At 69.0% G+C, this 18,086-nt stretch carries 21 protein-coding genes; 4 read left to right on the top strand and 17 right to left on the bottom strand.

Annotated elements, in window-relative coordinates; genetic code table 11:
* Positions 1–4 precede the first annotated feature (4 nt).
* The 5 genes from BLS74_RS18700 to BLS74_RS18680 form a co-directional block, all read right to left on the bottom strand.
* Positions 5–619 carry a cytochrome c oxidase subunit 3 gene (locus BLS74_RS18700; protein WP_093108642.1) on the bottom strand — a complete coding sequence of 205 codons (615 nt, stop codon included), beginning with the start codon at positions 617–619 and terminating at the stop codon, positions 5–7.
* Complete coding sequence (ctaD, locus tag BLS74_RS18695; protein ID WP_093108641.1) at positions 616–2,412, bottom strand: cytochrome c oxidase subunit I; 1,797 nt, start codon at positions 2,410–2,412, stop codon at positions 616–618. The genes BLS74_RS18700 and ctaD overlap by 4 nt, the downstream gene beginning before the upstream one ends.
* Positions 2,409–3,563, bottom strand: a complete 1,155-nt coding sequence (locus BLS74_RS18690) for a cytochrome c oxidase subunit II (RefSeq protein WP_093108640.1) — start codon at positions 3,561–3,563, stop codon at positions 2,409–2,411. Before BLS74_RS18690 ends, ctaD begins: the two co-directional genes overlap by 4 nt.
* 45 nt (positions 3,564–3,608) lie before the next feature.
* A complete protein-coding gene (locus BLS74_RS18685) occupies positions 3,609–4,124 on the bottom strand; it encodes a DUF1269 domain-containing protein (RefSeq protein WP_093108639.1) in 516 nt (171 codons plus the stop codon).
* 111 nt (positions 4,125–4,235) lie between these two features.
* Positions 4,236–5,468: an NAD(P)/FAD-dependent oxidoreductase gene (locus BLS74_RS18680; RefSeq protein ID WP_093108638.1), complete on the bottom strand. Its 1,233-nt coding sequence runs from the start codon at positions 5,466–5,468 to the stop codon at positions 4,236–4,238.
* Positions 5,469–5,487: 19 nt separating this feature from the next.
* Here BLS74_RS18680 and BLS74_RS18675 point away from each other — a divergent pair, with 19 nt between their 5' ends.
* Complete coding sequence (locus BLS74_RS18675; protein WP_093108637.1) at positions 5,488–6,033, top strand: SRPBCC family protein; 546 nt, start codon at positions 5,488–5,490, stop codon at positions 6,031–6,033.
* Positions 6,034–6,039: 6 nt separating this feature from the next.
* On the opposite strand, the gene BLS74_RS18670 is transcribed toward BLS74_RS18675, so the two are convergent.
* Together BLS74_RS18670 and BLS74_RS18665 are read right to left on the bottom strand one after the other, a co-directional pair.
* Positions 6,040–7,029: an AraC family transcriptional regulator gene (locus tag BLS74_RS18670; protein ID WP_093108636.1), complete on the bottom strand. Its 990-nt coding sequence runs from the start codon at positions 7,027–7,029 to the stop codon at positions 6,040–6,042.
* Positions 7,029–7,562 carry an OsmC family protein gene (locus tag BLS74_RS18665; protein WP_093108635.1) on the bottom strand — a complete coding sequence of 178 codons (534 nt, stop codon included), beginning with the start codon at positions 7,560–7,562 and terminating at the stop codon, positions 7,029–7,031. Before BLS74_RS18665 ends, BLS74_RS18670 begins: the two co-directional genes overlap by 1 nt.
* A gap of 244 nt (positions 7,563–7,806) precedes the next feature.
* On the opposite strand from BLS74_RS18665, the gene BLS74_RS18660 reads away from it, so the two are divergent.
* Together BLS74_RS18660 and BLS74_RS18655 are read left to right on the top strand one after the other, a co-directional pair.
* Positions 7,807–8,619, top strand: a complete 813-nt coding sequence (locus tag BLS74_RS18660) for a class I SAM-dependent methyltransferase (protein WP_093108634.1) — start codon at positions 7,807–7,809, stop codon at positions 8,617–8,619.
* A gap of 3 nt (positions 8,620–8,622) precedes the next feature.
* Positions 8,623–9,453: a class I SAM-dependent methyltransferase gene (locus tag BLS74_RS18655; RefSeq protein ID WP_093108633.1), complete on the top strand. Its 831-nt coding sequence runs from the start codon at positions 8,623–8,625 to the stop codon at positions 9,451–9,453.
* Positions 9,454–9,702: 249 nt separating this feature from the next.
* Here BLS74_RS18655 and BLS74_RS18645 read toward each other — a convergent pair whose 3' ends face one another.
* The 9 genes from BLS74_RS18645 to ltnD all read right to left on the bottom strand — a co-directional run bounded on the left by BLS74_RS18645 (position 9,703) and on the right by ltnD (position 17,482).
* Positions 9,703–10,959: a glycerophosphodiester phosphodiesterase gene (locus BLS74_RS18645; protein ID WP_244503925.1), complete on the bottom strand. Its 1,257-nt coding sequence runs from the start codon at positions 10,957–10,959 to the stop codon at positions 9,703–9,705.
* Between the two features lie 62 nt (positions 10,960–11,021).
* On the bottom strand, positions 11,022–11,639 hold the full coding sequence (locus tag BLS74_RS18640) for an HAD family hydrolase (protein WP_093108630.1): 618 nt from the start codon (positions 11,637–11,639) through the stop codon (positions 11,022–11,024).
* Positions 11,640–11,677: 38 nt separating this feature from the next.
* Positions 11,678–11,896: a hypothetical protein gene (locus tag BLS74_RS18635; RefSeq protein WP_093108629.1), complete on the bottom strand. Its 219-nt coding sequence runs from the start codon at positions 11,894–11,896 to the stop codon at positions 11,678–11,680.
* Between the two features lie 211 nt (positions 11,897–12,107).
* Positions 12,108–12,566: a RidA family protein gene (locus BLS74_RS18630; RefSeq protein ID WP_093108628.1), complete on the bottom strand. Its 459-nt coding sequence runs from the start codon at positions 12,564–12,566 to the stop codon at positions 12,108–12,110.
* Positions 12,563–13,753: an amidohydrolase family protein gene (locus tag BLS74_RS18625; protein WP_093108627.1), complete on the bottom strand. Its 1,191-nt coding sequence runs from the start codon at positions 13,751–13,753 to the stop codon at positions 12,563–12,565. Before BLS74_RS18625 ends, BLS74_RS18630 begins: the two co-directional genes overlap by 4 nt.
* The gene (gene otnI, locus BLS74_RS18620) at positions 13,750–14,574 is read right to left on the bottom strand and encodes a 2-oxo-tetronate isomerase (RefSeq protein WP_093108626.1); all 825 of its coding nucleotides are present in this window, start codon (positions 14,572–14,574) and stop codon (positions 13,750–13,752) included. Before otnI ends, BLS74_RS18625 begins: the two co-directional genes overlap by 4 nt.
* 12 nt (positions 14,575–14,586) lie before the next feature.
* Positions 14,587–15,264, bottom strand: a complete 678-nt coding sequence (locus BLS74_RS18615; RefSeq protein ID WP_093108625.1) for a class II aldolase/adducin family protein — start codon at positions 15,262–15,264, stop codon at positions 14,587–14,589.
* Positions 15,261–16,529 carry a 3-oxo-tetronate kinase gene (gene otnK / locus BLS74_RS18610; protein ID WP_093108624.1) on the bottom strand — a complete coding sequence of 423 codons (1,269 nt, stop codon included), beginning with the start codon at positions 16,527–16,529 and terminating at the stop codon, positions 15,261–15,263. Before otnK ends, BLS74_RS18615 begins: the two co-directional genes overlap by 4 nt.
* Positions 16,526–17,482 carry an L-threonate dehydrogenase gene (gene ltnD / locus BLS74_RS18605; protein ID WP_093108623.1) on the bottom strand — a complete coding sequence of 319 codons (957 nt, stop codon included), beginning with the start codon at positions 17,480–17,482 and terminating at the stop codon, positions 16,526–16,528. The genes otnK and ltnD overlap by 4 nt, the downstream gene beginning before the upstream one ends.
* 55 nt (positions 17,483–17,537) lie before the next feature.
* On the opposite strand from ltnD, the gene BLS74_RS18600 reads away from it, so the two are divergent.
* On the top strand, positions 17,538–17,813 hold the full coding sequence (locus BLS74_RS18600) for a hypothetical protein (RefSeq protein ID WP_093108622.1): 276 nt from the start codon (positions 17,538–17,540) through the stop codon (positions 17,811–17,813).
* A 16-nt stretch (positions 17,814–17,829) separates the two neighbouring features.
* Here the strand turns inward: BLS74_RS18600 and BLS74_RS18595 are convergent, their stop codons facing one another.
* The gene (locus tag BLS74_RS18595; RefSeq protein WP_093108621.1) at positions 17,830–18,081 is read right to left on the bottom strand and encodes a formate dehydrogenase subunit delta; all 252 of its coding nucleotides are present in this window, start codon (positions 18,079–18,081) and stop codon (positions 17,830–17,832) included.
* Between the last annotated feature and the right edge of the window lie 5 nt (positions 18,082–18,086).

The following is an 18,086-nucleotide window of genomic DNA, read 5'->3' as shown; positions in this document are numbered from 1 at the left end:
TCGATCAGGCGGTGCCGCAGATGAAGCGCGCCACCTCCGGCGTCAGCCAGCCCAGCATGGCGAACAGCAGCAGCCACACCGCCAGCATGAAGTGCCAGTAGCGCGCGACGAGCCCGATGCGCCATGCGAGATCGGCAAGGCGCGCCGCCGGCCGCCATGCGGCGCGTGCCGTCCACGCCCAGCCGGCGAGGCCGCCCGCCACGTGCAGCCCGTGCATGGCGGTCAGCAGATAGAAGAAGCTGCCGCCCGGATTGCCGGCCGGCATCACCTGCGCGGCGAGCAGCGCCTGCCAGGCCCACAGTTGCACCGCCAGGAAGGCCAGCGCGCAGAGGCCGCCGGCGAGCAGCAGGCGGCGCGTCCGCGCGAGGCCGTGGCCGCCACGCGCGGCCGCGCCGGCCTTCGAAAGCGCCACGCCGCCCGCGAACAGCAGCGCGGTGCTGAGCCACAGCTGCCACGGCAGCGCGAGCGCGACGGCATCGCTGCCGCTCATGCGCATCACATAGGCCGTGGCGAAGAGCGAGAACAGCGCGGTGGCCACGCCCATGAACACCCACAGGCCGATGCTCGCGGCGGCCGCGTGATCACGTTCTGCAAAAGGCAGCGCGGCGATCGCGTTCATGTCGGTGCCCCCCGAACCTCGTCGTCCTTGCCCTTGTAGGCCTCGGGTTCCATGCCGCCCGCCTCGGGCGGCTCGTTCTGCGCGACGTAATCCTTCGGACCGTCCGGCACGCCGTAGCCGTAAGCCCAGCGGTAGACCACCGGCAGCTCCGGCCCCCAGTTGCCGTGCACCGGCGGCGTCTGCGGCGTCTGCCATTCCAGCGAGGCGGCGCGCCAGGGGTTGGCATCGGCGCGCCGGCCGTAGCGCAGGCTCCAGACGAGGTTGAAGATGAACAGCAGCTGCGCCGCGCCGACGACGAGCGCCACCACGGTGATGAAGGTGTTCAGGCTGTACGCGGACGGCGGGATGAACGCGTAGTTGTCGAAGTTGTAGTAGCGCCGAGGCATGCCCTGCACGCCGAGGTAGTGCATCGGGAAATAGATCAGGTAGGTGCCGATGAAGGTGATCCAGAAATGCAGCTGCCCGAGCCAGTCGTCGAGCATGCGGCCGGTCACCTTGGGATACCAGTGGTAGATGCCGCCGAAGACCACCAAGAGCGGCGCCACGCCCATCACCATGTGGAAGTGCGCCACCACGAAGTAGGTGCCCGAGAGCGGGATGTCGACGCTCACGTTGCCGAGGAAGAGGCCGGTCAGCCCGCCGATGACGAAGGTGCAGATGAAGGCCAGCGAGAACAGCATCGGCACCGACAGGTGTATGTCGCCGCGCCACAGCGTGAGCAGCCAGTTGTAGACCTTGATGGCAGTCGGCACCGCGATGACCAGCGTGGTGGTCGCGAAGAAGAAGGCGAAGTACGGGTTCATGCCGGCGACGAACATGTGGTGCGCCCACACCACGAGGCTCAAGCCCCCGATGGCGACGATGGCCCAGACCATCATGCGGTAGCCGAAGATGCTCTTGCGCGCATGCACGCTGATCAGGTCGGAGACGATGCCGAAGGCCGGCAGCGCCACGATGTAGACCTCGGGATGGCCGAAGAACCAGAACAGGTGCTGGAACAGCAGCGGACTGCCGCCCTTGTACTGGGTCGCCTTCCCCATCGAGAGCAGCGCCGGCATGAAGAAGCTGGTGCCCGCCACGCGGTCGAGCAGCAGCATCACGCCGCTGACGAACAGCGCCGGAAAACCGAGCAGCGCGAGGATGGTGGCGACGAAGATGCCCCATACCGTCAGCGGCATGCGCAGCAGCGTCATGCCCTTGCAGCGCGCCTGCAGCACGGTGGTCACGTAGTTGAGGCCGCCCATCGTCGTGGCGACGATGAAGATCACGAGCGAGATCAGCATCAGGATGATGCCGCCGTCGTGCCCCGGCGTTCCGGGCAGGATCGACTGCGGCGGGTACAGCGTCCACCCCGCGCCGGTGGGTCCGCCCGCCACGAAGAAGCTCGCCATCAGCACGATCACCGACAGCAGGTAGACCCAGAAGCTCAGCATGTTGAGATACGGGAACACCATGTCGCGCGCGCCCACCATGAGCGGGATCAGGTAATTGCCGAAGCCGCCGAGGAAGAGCGCGGTGAGCAGGTAGATCACCATGATCATCCCGTGCATGGTGACGAACTGGTAGTAGCGCTCGGGCGTGATGAATTCGAACACGCCGGGGAAGCCCAGCTGCAGGCGCATCAGGTTGGACAGCACCACGCCGATCACGCCCACCGTGATGGCCGTGCAGGCGTACTGGATCGCGATCACCTTGTGGTCCTGGCTCCAGACGTAGCGCGTCAGGAAGGTCTGCGGCGCGTGGTGGCCGGCAGTGTCGGCGATATCGCCGGTGGGGGTGGGAATCGCGCTCATCTTTGCGCCTTCTGTTCACCGGCAGCCTGCGCCGGCGGGCCGCCGAGGGTCTGGATGTAGGCCACCAGCGCGGCCAGCTCTTCGTCGCTCAGCTCGATCTTCGGCATGACCGGCGCGAAGCCCTTGATGCCGCGCGCCTGCGGATCGCGGATGAAGTCCCGCAGGAATTTTTCGTCGACCCGCGCGGTGGAACCGTCGCGCAGGCTCTCGGTCTTGCCGTACAGGCCTTTCCATGTCGGCCCCACGCGCGGGCTGCCGTCGATCGTGTGGCAGGCCACGCAGCCCTTGGCATCCGCCAGCGCGCGGCCCCGCTCGGCCAGCGAACCGGCGCCGGCCCCCGCTGCGGCAGCGGCCCGCACGTTGGCCTGCATCGCGGCGAAGGTCGGCAGCGCGTCGCGCCAGGCCTGGAAGCTCGCCGCGTCCTCCACCACCACGTGGGCGCGCATGTTGGGATGGCCGACGCCGCACAGCTGCGAGCACAGCGCCTCGTAGCGGCCGGTCACGGTCGGCGTGAACCAGAAGGTGCTGACCTGCCCCGGCACCATGTTCATGCGGGCACGGAAGGGCGGCACGTAGAAGTCGTGCAGCACGTCGTGCGAACGCAGCAGCACGTTCACCGGCTTGCCGAGCGGCAGGTGCACCTCGTCCGCCGCGATCAGGATGTCGTCCTGTCCGGCCGCGTCGGCGGGGTCGAGGCCGAAGGGATTGGTCGCGCTGACGAAGCGCGTCTCGGTCAGCCCCAGCTTGCCGTCCGCGCCGGCGAAGCGGAAGCGCCACTGCCACTGCTGGCCCAGCACTTCCAGCGTGAGGGCGTCATGCGGCGTCTTGACGTAGTTCGCGTACACCACCAGGCCGGGCGCCAGGAGCGCGATGATGCCCACGGTGGTGACGCCGATCAGCCAGCGCTCCAGCGACTTGCTCTCGGGCTGCCGGACCGCGCGCACGCCCTCGCGGTGGCGAAAGCGCACCAGCGTGTAGACGACGAAGAGGTTGATGACGACGAAGAACAGGCCCGTGATCACCAGCGTGATGGTCAGGGTGTCGTCCATCGGCTTCCAGTTGGATGCCAGGGGAGTGATCCACCACGGATTGACAATGTGAAACAGCACCGATGCGACGACGATGATTGCGAGCGCGATGGCCATGATCATGTGTGGCACCTCGACTCGTCATCGGCGATTCGCAGTCCACGCGCTTCAGGGCAGCGCGGGGACCAGCCGCTCCTCGCCCTCGAAGAGGGCCTCCGGATGGGCGGTTCGCAACAGCGCATCGATGGCCTGCACGCGCGACGGCGGCAGGTCCACCATCAGAAGAATCTGCCCGCGCCCGATCGCGCCTTCGAAGCGCGCAAGCCGCGGACTGGGAATGGAGATGCCGATCATGCTGGCCGACCAGGCACCGATCAGGCCTCCGAGCACGGCCAGCAGCGCAGCCGTTTCCCATTCGGGTGCCTCCCCGACGACGGGGAACAGCAGCGCGGCCACGAGCCCGACCGCGGTACCGACGCCGCCGCCGATCACCAGACCGCTTTCTGCGGCATGAACGACGTCCGAGGTTTGCAGCGCGTTGGCCGCATGGAGCCCGGTCATGTCCATGCCTTCGGCAGCGGCGAAATGAATGTGCGCAGCGTCGACGCGCGCCTGCACAAGATCGTGCATCGCCCGCCTGGCACTCGCCGGATCCGGCATCAGCCAGTAAATGCGTCTCTTCATGGCGCTCTCCTTCCTCGTCCTGCGACGAGACAAAGAAACCATAGATGACTTATAGGCCAGGGGGAGGCCGTTAGCAACCCCACGCCGCCTCTAAAGGCGACGCCGGGGCAATCAGCCGAGCGGAAAGAACAGCCGCGCCAGTCCCTTGGCGCTCACGAGCTTGCCGGGATTGTGTGTCTCCTCGAGCACGCCGGCGAGGCGCCCGACGATGCGCGCGCTGCGGCGCGCACGCCAGATCACGAGATCGGCCAGCCACGGGTGTTCGTTGACGCGATTGGCCTGCGCGTAGGCGGCGAAGCGCGGCTTCAGCGCGGCGAGCGCGGCTTCGTAATGCGAACGCACCGCCGCATCCTCGCCCGGCCCTGGTTCGCGGCCTTCGACCAGCGCTTCTGTAGCGAGCATGCCGGTCTCCAGCGCCTTGCCGATGCCCTCGCCGGTGAACAGATAGGTGCTGCCTGCCGCCTCGCCCGCCACCAGCAGCCCGGGCCGCGACCAGCGCGCGCCTTCGAGCGAACAGCGCAGCGGCGCGCCCTTCAGCGCGCCGACCTGCGTGCCGCCCTGCAGCAGCTCGTGGGCCGGCGCATGCAGGTGCGCGAAGGCGGCGAAGAGCTCGCGCAGGTTGAGCTCCGGCATCGCTGCCTGATCCTGGCCGTGGGTGATGAGCCCGACACCGACATTGAACATGCCGGCGCCGCAAGGAAAGATCCAGCCGTAGCCGCCGCGCAGCGCGCGGTGCCAAACGACTTCGAGCCCGGTGATGCGCGCGGCCATCGCCTCGTTCTTCACGTAGCCGCGCAGCGCGAAGCCGCTCGGCGCGCGCCGCACGCAGACGCCTGCCGCAATCAAAGGAACCGTCGCCGCGCCGGTGGCGAGCACGGTCCAGCGCGCGCGCAGCTCGTGCATGCTGCTGCCGGCCAGCCTGAGCCGTGCTCCGACCACGCGCTGGCCGGCATCGAACAGCGGTGCATCGAAGCACGCCGGCGCGAGCCAGCGCGCGCCAGCCGCCAGCGCGGCCCGGCGCACGATGTCGTCGAGTTCGCGGCGCGGCAGCACAGCCAGCTGGGCCGGCACCTCGACCCGTCCGCCGTGCGGCGCGATGCAGCCGACATGCCTTGCGCTGCGTGCGCGCGCCAGCACTTCGTCGAGCACGCCGAGCCGCGCGAGCGCGCGGTGCGCATCGGGGATCAGGCCGTCGCCGCAGACCTTGTCGCGCGGGAAGTCGTGCCGGTCGCAGAGCACGACATCGAACCCGGCGCGCGCGAGCATCTGCGCGCAGGCGCTGCCGGCCGGCCCGGCGCCGACCACGAGCACCTCGCACGAAGCAGGGACAGAATGCATCGTCATGGCGACATGGAGGTCAACGATGAAACGCTTGACGCATCGTACGTGGAAGCGATGGGCCTTCGCCCTTCTCGCGCTCGCGGTGCTGGTCGCCGCCCTGTTCGTGCCGATGAATGCGGGGCGCACCCGCATCGTCACCGAGGCCGACATCGCGCGGCCGCCGGCGGAAGTTTTCGCCTACGTCACGACGCCGGCCAACTGGCCGCGCTGGCACCCGTCCTCGCTCGCCGTCAGCGGCGATGCCGATCATCCGCTCACGGTCGGCGAGTCGGTCGTGGAGGACTTCCAGGTCGCCGGGCGCCGCGGGCGCGTGACCTGGCGCGTCACGGCGCGCGAGCCCGAACGGCTCTGGCGCATCGCCGGCGAGATCGACGGCCGCGCGGCCGGCGTCGTCAGCTACTCGCTCGCACCCGCGGCGGGCGGCACGCACTTCGTGCGCGAGTTCGAATACCGCGCACCCAATCTGCTGTTCGCGCTGCTGAACCGCTTCAGCCTGCGCGCGCGCATCGATGCCGAGTCGGCGCAGGCCGTGCGGCAACTGAAGGCGACGCTCGAGGGCAAGCATTGAGCATGGTCAAGCTGCGTCTCGGACTTGCGCGACCTGGTCGCGCATCGACCGGCTGCGGCGCCAGGCCGCCGGCGGCGCGCCGTACTCGCGCCGGAAGGCGCGGCTGAAGGCCGTGTCGGTCTGGTAGCCCACGTCCTCCGCGATGCTGGCCAGCGGGGCATTGCTGCGGCACAGCAGATTGGCGGCCAAGAGCATGCGCCACTGCGTCAGGTACTGCATCGGCGAGCTTCCCACCAGCTGCTGGAAGCGCTCGGCCAGCACCGACCTCGAACTGCCGGCCGTGCGAGCGAGCTCGTCCAGCGTCCAGGCATGGGCCGGGCTCTTATGCAGCGCGTTCAGGGCGGCGCCGACGATCCGGTCGCCCACGCCCGCCAGCCAGCCGGTGCGTCCCTCGCCCTGCTCGTTCATGTACAGGCGCAGGACCTCGATGAACAGCACCTCGGACAGCTTGGCCAGTACGCCGGCGCCGCCCGGCCGCGGCGACCGCGCCTCGGCCAGCGCGTAGCGAACGGAGGCCTCCAGCCAGTTGCCGGCATTCGATCCGCGCACATTGACCCGGACCAGCGCAGGCAGCCCCGCCAGCAGCATCCCCGCGAGGCGGGCATCGCAGGCGAGATAGCCGCACACCAGGCGCGTGGTCGCACCGCCACCGCCGTAGGCCAGCTGGCGCGGCCGGCGCGTCAGCACCTCGGCGAGCCGCCCGCCGGTGGCCGGCGGCAGCCCCGGCTGCGAAGTCATGCGATGCGCATCGCCCTGCGGAAAGATGATGGCGTCGCCCGCCATCAGGTGCACCGGCGGCTCGCCGGCGAGCTCGACATAGCACTCGCCCTCGGTGATCAGGTGGAAGATCACCACGCGCTCGGCGCCGGGCTCCAGGATCGGCGCCACCGTATCGGCGCGCGGCGACTGGTAGCACCAGGGCGCGGTGAACCGGGCGTTGATGAAGATGGCGCCGACCAGCCGCACGACGCGAAGGGTCTCGGACAGGGCGTCCATCAGCTGTCACCCACCTCGATGCGCAGGGTCACCGGCACCGCGAGCTGGATCGCCGAAGACATCGGCGAACAGCGATGACTCTCTTCGACCAGCGTTCGCAAGCGCTGCGGCGCCACGCCGGGTGCGGAGATCCGCACGAACAGTTGCATGTCCAGCGGCCCGGCGATCACCGGCGTGCCGTCGGCCTCCGCCACGTCCAGCATGCCGCGCGCATCCGAATGGCTGTCGACCCGTACCTCGAGTTGCTCCAGTTCGATTCGCTCGGTGGCAGCGCCCATCGCGATGCGGGTGGCGACGCAGGATGCGAATCCGGCGCGCAGCAGCCAGCCCGGCGTGACCCGATCGCCGCCGCCGCCGAATTCGCCCGGCATGTCGGTCGCCACCTCGGTCCCGTTCGCATGGCTGGCGATCACCCCCAAAGCGCCTGTCCAACGCGCCACGGCCTGCGAGTCTTCGTGAAGGCCGGCCTCGGGGCGCCGCCGCAGCACCGCCTCCACCCGCTGCAATGCCGCCGCGATGTCTTCTGCTGCCATGGGTTGCTCTCCGCATCGAACTGGATACAGCCATTCTGGGCGCGTCGGCGCGCGGCGCCTAGAGGAGATATGGACTATGCCGCTCGGACGGATGAATGGGCAACCGGCCCGGACGCTCGGCATGCCGACGGCCGCATTGCGGACGTTGGGGCAGGCCAGGCCGACGCGCAGGCAGGACGCCGCCGCGGCGGCGCGCGACAGTTCAGGCCTTCCCCCACTTCAACACCCCAAGGAGACCAGCGCCATGAATGCACCCGTCGATTTCAACGCCATCAAGAGCCGCCAGATGACCGCCTGGGCCAGCGGCGACTACGCCGTGATCGGCACCACGCTGCAGCTGGTGGGCGAGCAGCTGGCCGAAGCCTGCGACCTGCACTGCGACGAGCGTGTGCTCGACGTCGCGGCCGGCAACGGCAATGCCACGCTGGCCGCAGCGCGGCGCGGCTGCCAGGTGACTTCGACCGACTACGTGGCCGCGCTGCTCGACCGCGGCGCCGAGCGCGCGCGCGCAGAACGCCTGAACGTGGAGTTCCAGACCGCGGACGCCGAGGCGCTGCCCTTCAAGGACGCCAGCTTCGACGCCGTGCTGTCGACCTTCGGCGTCATGTTCACGCCCAACCACGCGAAGGCGGCCTCCGAACTGGCGCGCGTGTGCCGCCCCGGCGGCCGCATCGGCCTCGCCAACTGGACGCCCGAGGGCTTCATCGGCCAGTTGTTCAAGGTGCTGGGGCGCCATCTGCCGCCGCCGGCGGGCGTGCAGCCGCCTTCGCTGTGGGGCACCGAGGCGCACCTGAAAGAACTTTTCGGCGAACGCGCCGCGTCGATCGCGATCACGCAGCGGCAGTTCAACTTCCGCTACCGTTCGGCCGCGCATTTCATCGAGGTGTTCCGTACCTGGTACGGGCCGGTCCACAAGGCCTTCGCGGCCCTGCCCGCCGACGGCGCCGCCGCGCTGGAACGCGATCTGACGGAGCTGCTGAACCGCAGCAACCGGGCCGGCCCGGCATCGCTGGTCGTGCCCAGCGACTACCTCGAAATCGTGGTCACGCGGCGCTGAGCCATGGATGCCAGGCTGCAGCGGCGCGTCCAGCGTTACGGCTGGGACCTGGCGGCAGGCGAGTACGAAGCGCTGTGGCAGGCGCAGCTCGCCGACGCCCGCGCCGGGCTGTTGGCCATGGCGGCGCCGGCAGCGGGCGAGCGCGTGCTCGATGTGGCCTGCGGCACCGGGCTGGTCGCCTTCGAGGCGGCGCGTGCGGTCGGTCCGGATGGCCGGGTGTTCGGCATCGACCTGTCCGGGCAGATGGTCGACGCCGCCCGGCTTCAGTCCTCGAAGAAGGCGCTGTCGAACGTGGGCTTTGCGCGCATGGATGCCGAAAGCCTGGCACTGCCGGACGCGAGCTTCGACCTCGCGCTGTGCGCACTCGGCCTGATGTACCTGCCCGATCCCGAACGCGCCTTGCGGGAAATGCGGCGGGTCCTGCGGCCGGGCGGCCGCATGGCGCTTGCCGTGTGGGGAGAACGATCGCGCTGCGGCTGGTCGGCCGTGTTCCCGATCGTCGACGCCGAGGTCGCCAGCGAGGTCTGCCCGCTGTTCTTCCGGCTCGGGCAGCAGGACACGCTGGCACGCCTGTGCGCCGAGGCCGGCTTCGAGGCCGTCGAACAGCGCCGCATCGCGACGACGCTGTGCTATGCCGACGGCGACGAGGCCTGCAACGCGGCCTTTGCCGGCGGACCCGTGGCGCTGGCCTGGTCGCGCTTCGGCGAAGAGGTTCGCACGCGGGTCCGCGCGCGCTACCTCGAAGCGATCGATGCGTGGCGGAAGGGTGCGGGCTACCGGGTGCCGGGAGAGTTCGCGGTGGTCGGCGCTGCCGCGCCGGAGCGAAGGACGTAGTCGGGCCTGCGAGACCCGGAGTCGCGTTCGACCGCGACCGGGCGCCGCGCAGACGCCCATGCCGGCGCAGCAAACGGGTTGAAGATCGCGCCGCCCAGACTCTCCGGCTGGGCGGGCGCCGCGGTCGTCGCGGCGCCCGGGCCTTGCCCGACCGCAGCCGGCGAGCCGGGCAACCCGCCCTCGGCATGGGCCGGCTGCGCGAGCGCCACGGCAGCCAGGACCGCGCCCAGGATCCGCGCGAGCACCCGCTCAGTCATTGTTTCTCTCGCACCGGCGTGCATTGACCAGACAGCCGGCGTAGTCGGGATCGTGCTTGAGCAGGAACATCGCGCGCGCAGCGACCGCGGTGTCGGCGAAGTCGCTGAACAAGCCGTCGACGCCGGCCTCGTAGAACGCGAGGTATTCACTGACCGGGTTGCCGCCGAAGCTGCCGGTCAGCCGCTTCTGTTCGCTGCGGAAGGTGTACGGATGGACCAGCAGGCCCAGCCGGTGCGCATTGGCGATCACGTCGGTGGGCGGCAGCAGCACGCGGTCGCGCTCGTCGACCGCGCCGTCGCCCGTCACGTCGGCGCAGGCGCCGTTCTGCACCGTCTTGCAGGCGCTCGATATCAGATAAGGCTTCCACGGGCCGATGCCGTCGGCGTAGCCCTTCACCTCCTGCAGGCCGCGCGGCGTCACCAGATCACTGAACAGGCCAGCGCGGTTCGAGACAACCCAGTCGTAGGGCTTGTCGTAGGGCTTGTCGTAGGGCTTGCTCAAGTCGAGCGAGCCGTCGGGCTTGACGTCGTTGGCATCGACCAGCTGGATCAGCCGCACGCTGGTCTTGCTGCGCAGGTAGCGCAGGTTGGCGGTCTCGAAGGACTGGATGAAGACCGGAGCGTTGCGGTGGTTCCAGCCGGCAGCGCTCAGCACGCCCAGCAACCGGTCTTCCAGCGGCAGGCCGATGCCCTGGTGGTAGGTCGGGTGCTTGGTTTCCGGATAGATCCCGATGCGGCGCCCCTCCTCGCGCGACTTGCGCTTGGCCAGTTCGATCACCTCGGCCAGCGTCGGAATCTGGAACTTGCCGTTGAAGCCCTGGTCGCGCTCGGGAAAGGACTGGACGGCGCGCAGCTGCTTGATCTCGGCCAGGGTGAGGTCGCTGGCGAAAAAGCCGTCGGTGGCGATGCCGTCGACCATGACGGTCTTGCGGCGGCCGGCGAACTGCGGCAGGTCCTTGACGTTGGTGGTGTCTATCAGATTGGGCTCGTGGCGCGCGATCAGCTGGCCATCCTTGGTGGCGACCAGATCGGGCTCGATGTAGTCGGCGCCCAGGGCGATGCCGAGGGCATAGGCTTCCAGCGTGTGCTCGGGCAGATAGCCGTTGGCGCCGCCCCGGTGTCCGATCACCAGCGGCGCGTTGTCGGCACGCCGGCGTGCTTTTTCTTCGTGCGCTGCGGCAGGCGCGGCGGCTGCGAACAGCATGCCCGTGCCAAGCAGGGCGACACAGAATTTCTTCGAAGGGTTCACGAAAGTTCTCCTCGTTGATGTGGCGAACGGACGGTATGCGCCCTTCGTGACAACCGAGTGAACTAGATCAACCCGCGCGATGCCAGCTCCTGCGCCATGGCCTCGGCGCCGATGAACATGTAGGCATGGAGGCCGGCCTGGATCGCGCCAGCGACATTCGAATCGACGTCGTCGATGAAGAGCGTTCCGGCAGGCATTGCATCCAATTCCTCCAGGCAGCGCAAGTAGGCTTGGGGGGCAGGCTTGGTGGCGCCATACGACGCCGTGGAAAGGATCGTGCCCTCATCGAAGAGCTCGCCGACCTCGGGACACACGCGATCCATGTGCTCGGTGAGCAGGCGGCTGTTGTTGGTGAGGACCGCGACGCGCCGGCTCGAGGCCACGGCCTTCGCGAGCCGGAGCACTTCGGCCTTCGGCGTCGTCGCGGCACGCCGCGCGGCCAGCCAATCGTCGAGCGTGATGCGATGGCCCAGCAGCAGGCCCAGTTCGCTGAGATAGTCCTTGCCGCTCATGAGGCCCGCATCGGCCCGCGCTTCCAGCCCGGAATCCCAGATCGCACGCCGCACGGCGTCGACGCTCTGCCCGGTCAGCGCGGCCAGGTGGGCGACCCGCGCCGAACGGTCGTAGTCGCAAAGCACGCCATCGAGGTCGAACAGGACAAGAGAAATGGACATCGCGATGCGCAGCCAATGATCGGCAACACGATGTCAACGCCGGATCAATGACGTTCGCAGGCCTGGACGAAGGGCATCGCGTACTCGCGGCCGATCATGCCTCGAGCGAACAAGTAGTTGTTTCTGGCAGTTTCACTCATGGCGTCGAGGTCGACCAGGCCCGTGCGGTCGCAGGGGAAGGCCAGCGCGCGGCCTTGTTGAAACAGGGACTGGAACCGGATCTCGAACGCGGCTGAAGTCTGCATCGAAGAACTTTGCAACATGATCGTCTCCTGCAATCGGCAAGACATGGAATGTCAAAAAAATGGCGTGAAGCCCGCTCGCCGATGGCCTTGCATCCACCGTGCCAGGCTCTCTACGTAACGACCGACGCCGCTTCTTTTGCAGGAGATACGCAGGGAAATCCGTTCCGGTTGTGCGGAAGATCACAAAAAATCTTCGAAGACCGGCGCTGCGCCGGTCAGAGGCGCGCCCTCAGTGCTGCGGCAAATACATCGTCGCTTCCACCTCGACCAGCACCTCGTCCCCCGGCAGGAAGCGCGACACCTCCACCACCGTGCTGACCGGCGGCTCGCCGGGATAGAACAGGCCGCGCACGCGGTTGTAGAAGGCGTAGTGCGGCAGCTGGCGGAAGTACTGCACCAGCTTGACCACGTCGTCCATCGTGCCGCCGTGCTCGGCCGCGATCTGGCGGATGCGCTCCAGCACGAACCAGCTCTGCGCCACGATGGCCGCCTCGAACACGTCGACCGACATCTGGCCGGTGGCGTAGCCGAGCGTGCGCAAGCCCTGGCGCGCTTCTTCGGGGATGTCGTCGTAGCCGGCCACCGCGCGGCGCGTCGACGGATCGACCGCGACCACACCGCTCATGAAGACGAAATCACCCACGCGCTTGGCGGCCGCGTAGTTGGCCATCGGTTTGCCCATGCTCATTCGCCGTTCTCCAGGGTCCGACCCGCGCGGATGACGGTGCGCCGCCGTCCGCGCGGGTCCAGAAGTTCGTATTCGTCGGTCGCGGCCAGCAGCACCAGGTCCGCGGGGCAGCCGGACGCGATGCGGCCGTCCCAGCCCAGGCCCAGCGCCGTCGCCGGGCTGACGGTGATCGCGTCGAGCCAGTCGGATGCCGGCGCCAGGTGCGCCATCTGCACGCCGAGGCCGAAGGTTTCCAGCAGGTCGTAGCCGCCGTAGGGATAGAAGGCGTCCTGCACGTTGTCGGTGGCCAGGCTCGCGCGCAGGCCCAGCGCGGCGGCTTCGCGGATGCGCGTGATGCCGCGCGGCACCGGCGTGCGGTCCCAGGCGCCCTGCAGGTAGAGGTTGGTGGTGGGCAGCGCCACGAGGTGCAGGCCGGCCTTCGCGCACAGGCCGAGCGTGTCCCTGGCGGCCGCGTCTTCCTGTACCGACAGCGAGCAAGCATGGCCGCAGAGCACGCGGCCATGCAGCCCGCGCGCGATCACGAGCTGTGCGATGGTGCGCAGGCCGGTCGCCTCCGCGTCCAGCCCTTCGTCGACATGGAAATCGAGCGCGAGCTGGTGGTCCTGCGCGAGGTCGAGCACGCGCCCCAGCTTGGACACGATGCCCTCGTTGCGATAAACGAAGGCGCCGAGCGCGCCGCCCGCGCGCTGCACTGCGCGGGCGATGCGCTCGCCGGCTTCGCGATCGGCGAACAGATCGAGCGGCACGAGCGCGACGAACTGCAGCTCGATGCGGCCGTGCCACTGCGAGCGCAGCTCCTCGAAGACCGCGAGCGAGGCCGGCGCCTCGGCGCTGTTCCAGTCCAGGTGCGTGCGCAGGGCGCGCGTGCCGGCACGCCAGGCTTCGTGCAGTGCGCGTTCCATGCGCGCGCGCAACGCGTCGCCGGTCCAGTGCGCGCGGTGCGCGGCCATGCGCCCGATGGCCGCGAACAGATTGCCCTCGGCCGCGCCCACCTCGCGCACGGTGTAGTTCTTGTCGATGTGCGCATGCGCATCGACCATGGCGCTGAGCAGGGTGCCGCGCGCCGGCAGTTCGCTCGCTTCGATGGTCGCAACCTGCGCGCCGACCAGCGTGACATCGAAGACCTCTGCATCGCGCGCCGCAAAGCCCCGCAGGCGCGGCGGGATGCGCACGGCTTCGAGCCTCATGCGGCCTGTGTGCGCGGCAGCGCCCGCAGCCAGCCGAGGCCGTCCGATGTGCCGCTCGCCACGGCGCCGCGGCGCGGCCGGTATTCGCAGCCGACCCAGCCTTGCCAGCCGCACTGGGCCGACACCTCGTCGATCACGTCGAAGAGATAGGGATGGTTGAGCTCGCCGATGTCCGGCTCGTGCCGCTCGGGCACGCCCGCAATCTGGAAATGGCCGACGCGGCCGGTCGGCAGGTACTTGCGGATCTTCATGGCCACGTCGCCTTCGACGATCTGGCAGTGGTAGAGGTCCATCTGCACCTGAAGGTTGGGCGCGGCGACCATCTCGACGATCTCGTGCGCATGGTCCTGCCGGTTCAGGAAGAAGCGCGGGATGTCGCGCGTGTTGATCGGCTCGATCAAGAGATCGCGCCCGGCCTTGGCCGCCTCGGTGGCGGCCCAGCGCAGGTTCTCGATGTAGACCGGCTGCACGGCCTCGCGCTCCACGCCCTCGGGCACCAGGCCGGCCATCACGTGCACGCGCGGGCAATCGAGCGCGTCGGCATAGTCCAGCGCCTTCAGGAGGCCTTCGCGGAACTCGGCCTCGCGGCCCGGCAGGCAGGCCAGCCCGCGCTCGCCGCGGTCCCAGTCGCCGGGCGGGCCGTTGAACAGCACCTGCTGCAGGCCGTGGGCCGAGAGGCGGGCCGCGAGTTCGCGGCGCTCGTAGGGGTAGGGAAAGAGGTATTCGACGGCTTCGAAGCCGTCCTTGGCGGCGGCCTCGAAGCGGTCGAGGAAATCGAGCTCCGGATAGAGCATCGAGAGGTTGGCGGCGAATCGGGGCATGACAAGAAACCTCTACCAGCGAGCGCCGAAGCTGCGGCGCAGTTCATCGATCTGGGCCGGGCCCAGGGCTTGCGGTCGGCGCTCGATCGCCTGGCCGCTCCATAGCCAGAGCTTCGCGGTCTCCTCGAGTTCCTCGAGCACGGCCATGGCGGCGGCGGGCGTCTCGTGCCACACGTTCGGGCCCAGGCGTTCGAGCATCACGGCGCGGATCGGCGTGCCCTGCGCGCCGTAGCGTTCGATGGCCTGTGCCACCAGTTCGGCCGCTTCGGGCGCGCCCGGGCGCTGATACGGAATCACCGGCACATGGCCGACCTTCATCACGAAATAGGGCGTGAGGGCCGGCAGCAGTTCTTCGCCTGGCTGTTGCAGCGAGAGCGCGACGCAGTGCGTGGAATGGGTGTGGATCACGCAACGCGTGCCGGCATCGAATCGCGTGGCCGCGGCGTGGATGCGCGCATGCAGCGCGATGGTCTTGCTGGCGCGATCGCCGGCGGTCTGGTTCAGGCCGGCATCGAGGCGCGCGAGCTTCGCCGGGTCGAGAAATCCGAGGCAGGCATCGGTGGGCGTGATCAGGAAGCCGTCGTCATCGAGCCGCACGCTGATGTTGCCCGCCGTGGCATGCACATAGCCGCGCTCGAACAGGCTGCGGCCGATGCGGCAGATCTCTTCGCGCGATTCGCTCTCTTTCATCCGATGACTGTAAAGGCTTTCGAAAAGAAATCGTCGGTACCGAAGTTGCCGGACTTGAGCGCGATATGCAGACCCGTGCCGCCGGCGGCCTCGGCCGCCGCATGGCACCACGGCACGCCGGGGTCGATCTGCGCGCCGATCTGCAGTTGCGCGATGCCGAGCGCCTGCACGCAGGCGCCCGACGTTTCACCGCCCGCCACCACCAGCTGGCGCACGCCTTGCGCGACCAGCCCGCGCGCGATCGCGGCGATGGTGCGCTCCACCATCGCGCCGGCTTCCTCGACGCCGAGCCGGCCCTGCACCGACTTCACGGCGCCGGACTCGGCCGTCGAATAGACCAGCACCGGGCCGGATTCGACGAGCGGTGCGGCCCAGGCCAGCGCCTCGGCCACGACGTCGACGCCTGCCGCGATGCGCAAGGGATCGATCGCCAGCGCCGGCCGGCCCGACGCGATGAAGTGCTGCACCTGCCGGTTGGTGGCAAGCGAGCAGCTGCCCGACACCACGGCCCCGAGCCCCGAAGCCGCAGGCAGCGCGCTCGCGGCGGACGAAGGCGCGATGCCGAAGTTGGCCGCGAGGCCGATCGCGACGCCCGAGCCGGCCGTGACCAGCGGCATCTGCGCCAGCGCCGGGCCGAGGCGCAGCAGGTCATCGTTCGAGACCGCATCGACGATCGCGATGCCCACGCCCTGCGCGCGCAACTGTGCGATGCGCTCGCCGATCGCGGCCGGTCCCTGCGCCACGGCCACATGATCGATCAGCCCCACCTTGCGCCGCGTCTGCGCCTGCAGCACCCGCACCAGGTTGGCATCGGTCATCGGCGTGAGCGGATGGTTCTGCATGCCGCTCTCGTTGAGCAGCACCTCGCCCGCGAACAGGTAGCCCTTGAAGACGGTGCGCTTGTTGTCGGGGAAGGCCGGCGTGGCAATGGTGAGGTCGGTGTCCAGCGCATCCATCAGCGCCTCGGTCACCGGCCCGATGTTGCCCTCGGGCGTGCTGTCGAAGGTGGAGCAGTACTTGAAATAGATCTGCTGCGCGCCCTGCGCTTGCAGCCAGCGCAGCGCGTCGAGCGATTGCGCCACCGCTTCGCCCGGCGCGATGGTGCGCGACTTGAGCGCCACCACCACCGCATCGACTTCGGCGGCCAGCGGCTCTTGCGGCACGCCGATGGTCTGCACCACGCGCATGCCGGCGCGCACCAGGTTGTTGGCGAGATCGGTCGCGCCGGTGAAATCGTCGGCGATGCAGCCGAGCAGGACGGTCATGGCTTGTCTTTGTTGGGAGTGGAAGGCAGTTCGATGCCCGGAAAGATCTTGATCACCGCGCTGTCGTCTTCCTTCGCGAAGCCCGCGGTGGAGGCCTGCATGAACATCTGGTGCGCGGTGGATGCAAGCGGCAGCGGAAACTTGCTCGCGCGCGCGGTGTCGAGCACCAGGCCCAGGTCCTTGACGAAGATATCGACCGCCGACAGCGGCGTGTAGTCGCCGGCCAGCACGTGGGCCATGCGGTTCTCGAACATCCAGCTGTTGCCGGCGCTGTGCGTGATCACCTCGTACAGCGCCTCGGGCGCCACGCCTTCACGCAGGCCCAGCGCCATGGCCTCGGCGGCGGCGGCGATGTGCACGCCGGCCAAGAGCTGGTTGATGATCTTCACCTTGCTGCCCGCGCCGGCGCGGTCGCCCAGCCGGTAGACCTTGCCGGCCATGGCATCGAGCAGCGCATCGGCCTTGGCATAGGCCTCGGGCTTTGCCGAACTCATCATCGTCATCTGGCCGCTCGCGGCCTTGGCCGCGCCGCCGGAGATCGGCGCGTCGATGTAGTGGATGCCGGCGGCGCCGAGGCGTTCCTCCAGCGCGATGGACCAGTTGGGATCCACCGTCGAGCACATCACGAACACGCTGCCGGGCTTCATCGCCGCGGCCGCGCCCGCTTCGCCGAACAGCACCGCCTCGGTCTGCTGCGCATTGACCACGACCGAGACGACGCGCTCGCATTCGGCCGCGACCTGCGCCGGCGTGGCCCAGGCGACGCCGCCCTGTTCGGCAAAGGCGAGCGCAGCGCCGGGGCGCGCATCGCACACATGCATCTCGTAGCCCTTGCTGCGCAAGGTGGCCGCGATGCCGGCGCCCATGGCGCCCAGGCCGACGAGTCCTGCTTTTTTCATGGAGATTCCTGAGAGTTGGGATGGTGCAGCGCGCGCACTGCGGGACTTCAGCATTGCCCCGGTCCGGCCCACATGATAAGAAGCGGTAGCGCCTCAACCAAGGAAAACCATGGATCACGATGGAGACAAGGGCGACGACCGGCCCGGCCACTTGCGGGCTGCTTTCATGGGCCGTGCATTGAAGGCGGTGATCGCCATCATTGCCATCGGCGCGGCCGCCGCGTCGATTCCCTACTGGGGCAGCGCCGACTTTCCGGTGATGAGCCTGATCATCTACGTCGCCGGCATGGTGTTCATCGCCATGCCGCTGTGCATGTACTACGAGTTGCTGCTCAAGGTGCACGAGGAGCGCGTGGCGCACGCCAGGCTGCTCCAGGGCGCCTAGGGCCTGTTAACAGGCCCTAGCCGGCCTCGCCGGGAAGCAGCGTCGTCCGATGGCTGCGCACTGCCGAGGCGACGATCGGCAGCAGGTCGCCGGCACCTCCTTCGTCAAGCTGGAACAGCAACTGAGCGCGCATGCTGGGCGCCCAGAACGACTTCAGGTGCGAGGCGATCGCCTGCCTGGCCGCGACGGAGTCGGCGGGTGTCTGAGCCTGGAAGAAGGTGCCGATCTGGTTGGCCATCTTGACCAGTTGTGCGCCGGGATCGTGCATGCTGC

It is taken from the genome of Variovorax sp. CF079, assembly GCF_900101545.1.
In the GTDB taxonomy this organism is placed as follows: domain Bacteria; phylum Pseudomonadota; class Gammaproteobacteria; order Burkholderiales; family Burkholderiaceae_C; genus Variovorax.
This window is presented reverse-complemented; position numbering and strand designations above follow the sequence as displayed.

Excerpts from the sequence above, each read along its gene's own strand:
- otnI (WP_093108626.1), bottom strand. The coding sequence starts at position 14,574 with ATGCCCCGATTCGCCGCCAACCTCTCGATGCTCTATCCGGAGCTCGAT.
- BLS74_RS18600 (WP_093108622.1), top strand. The coding sequence starts at position 17,538 with ATGGATCACGATGGAGACAAGGGCGACGACCGGCCCGGCCACTTGCGG.
- BLS74_RS18655 (WP_093108633.1), top strand. The coding sequence starts at position 8,623 with ATGGATGCCAGGCTGCAGCGGCGCGTCCAGCGTTACGGCTGGGACCTG.
- BLS74_RS18625 (WP_093108627.1), bottom strand. The coding sequence starts at position 13,753 with ATGAGGCTCGAAGCCGTGCGCATCCCGCCGCGCCTGCGGGGCTTTGCG.
- ctaD (WP_093108641.1), bottom strand. The coding sequence starts at position 2,412 with ATGAGCGCGATTCCCACCCCCACCGGCGATATCGCCGACACTGCCGGC.
- BLS74_RS18700 (WP_093108642.1), bottom strand. The coding sequence starts at position 619 with ATGAACGCGATCGCCGCGCTGCCTTTTGCAGAACGTGATCACGCGGCC.
- BLS74_RS18615 (WP_093108625.1), bottom strand. The coding sequence starts at position 15,264 with ATGAAAGAGAGCGAATCGCGCGAAGAGATCTGCCGCATCGGCCGCAGC.
- BLS74_RS18630 (WP_093108628.1), bottom strand. The coding sequence starts at position 12,566 with ATGAGCATGGGCAAACCGATGGCCAACTACGCGGCCGCCAAGCGCGTG.
- ltnD (WP_093108623.1), bottom strand. The coding sequence starts at position 17,482 with ATGCTGAAGTCCCGCAGTGCGCGCGCTGCACCATCCCAACTCTCAGGA.
- BLS74_RS18685 (WP_093108639.1), bottom strand. The coding sequence starts at position 4,124 with ATGAAGAGACGCATTTACTGGCTGATGCCGGATCCGGCGAGTGCCAGG.
- BLS74_RS18665 (WP_093108635.1), bottom strand. The coding sequence starts at position 7,562 with ATGGCAGCAGAAGACATCGCGGCGGCATTGCAGCGGGTGGAGGCGGTG.
- BLS74_RS18660 (WP_093108634.1), top strand. The coding sequence starts at position 7,807 with ATGAATGCACCCGTCGATTTCAACGCCATCAAGAGCCGCCAGATGACC.
- BLS74_RS18675 (WP_093108637.1), top strand. The coding sequence starts at position 5,488 with ATGAAACGCTTGACGCATCGTACGTGGAAGCGATGGGCCTTCGCCCTT.
- BLS74_RS18670 (WP_093108636.1), bottom strand. The coding sequence starts at position 7,029 with ATGGACGCCCTGTCCGAGACCCTTCGCGTCGTGCGGCTGGTCGGCGCC.
- BLS74_RS18680 (WP_093108638.1), bottom strand. The coding sequence starts at position 5,468 with ATGACGATGCATTCTGTCCCTGCTTCGTGCGAGGTGCTCGTGGTCGGC.
- BLS74_RS18595 (WP_093108621.1), bottom strand. The coding sequence starts at position 18,081 with ATGCACGATCCCGGCGCACAACTGGTCAAGATGGCCAACCAGATCGGC.
- BLS74_RS18635 (WP_093108629.1), bottom strand. The coding sequence starts at position 11,896 with ATGTTGCAAAGTTCTTCGATGCAGACTTCAGCCGCGTTCGAGATCCGG.
- otnK (WP_093108624.1), bottom strand. The coding sequence starts at position 16,529 with ATGACCGTCCTGCTCGGCTGCATCGCCGACGATTTCACCGGCGCGACC.
- BLS74_RS18690 (WP_093108640.1), bottom strand. The coding sequence starts at position 3,563 with ATGATCATGGCCATCGCGCTCGCAATCATCGTCGTCGCATCGGTGCTG.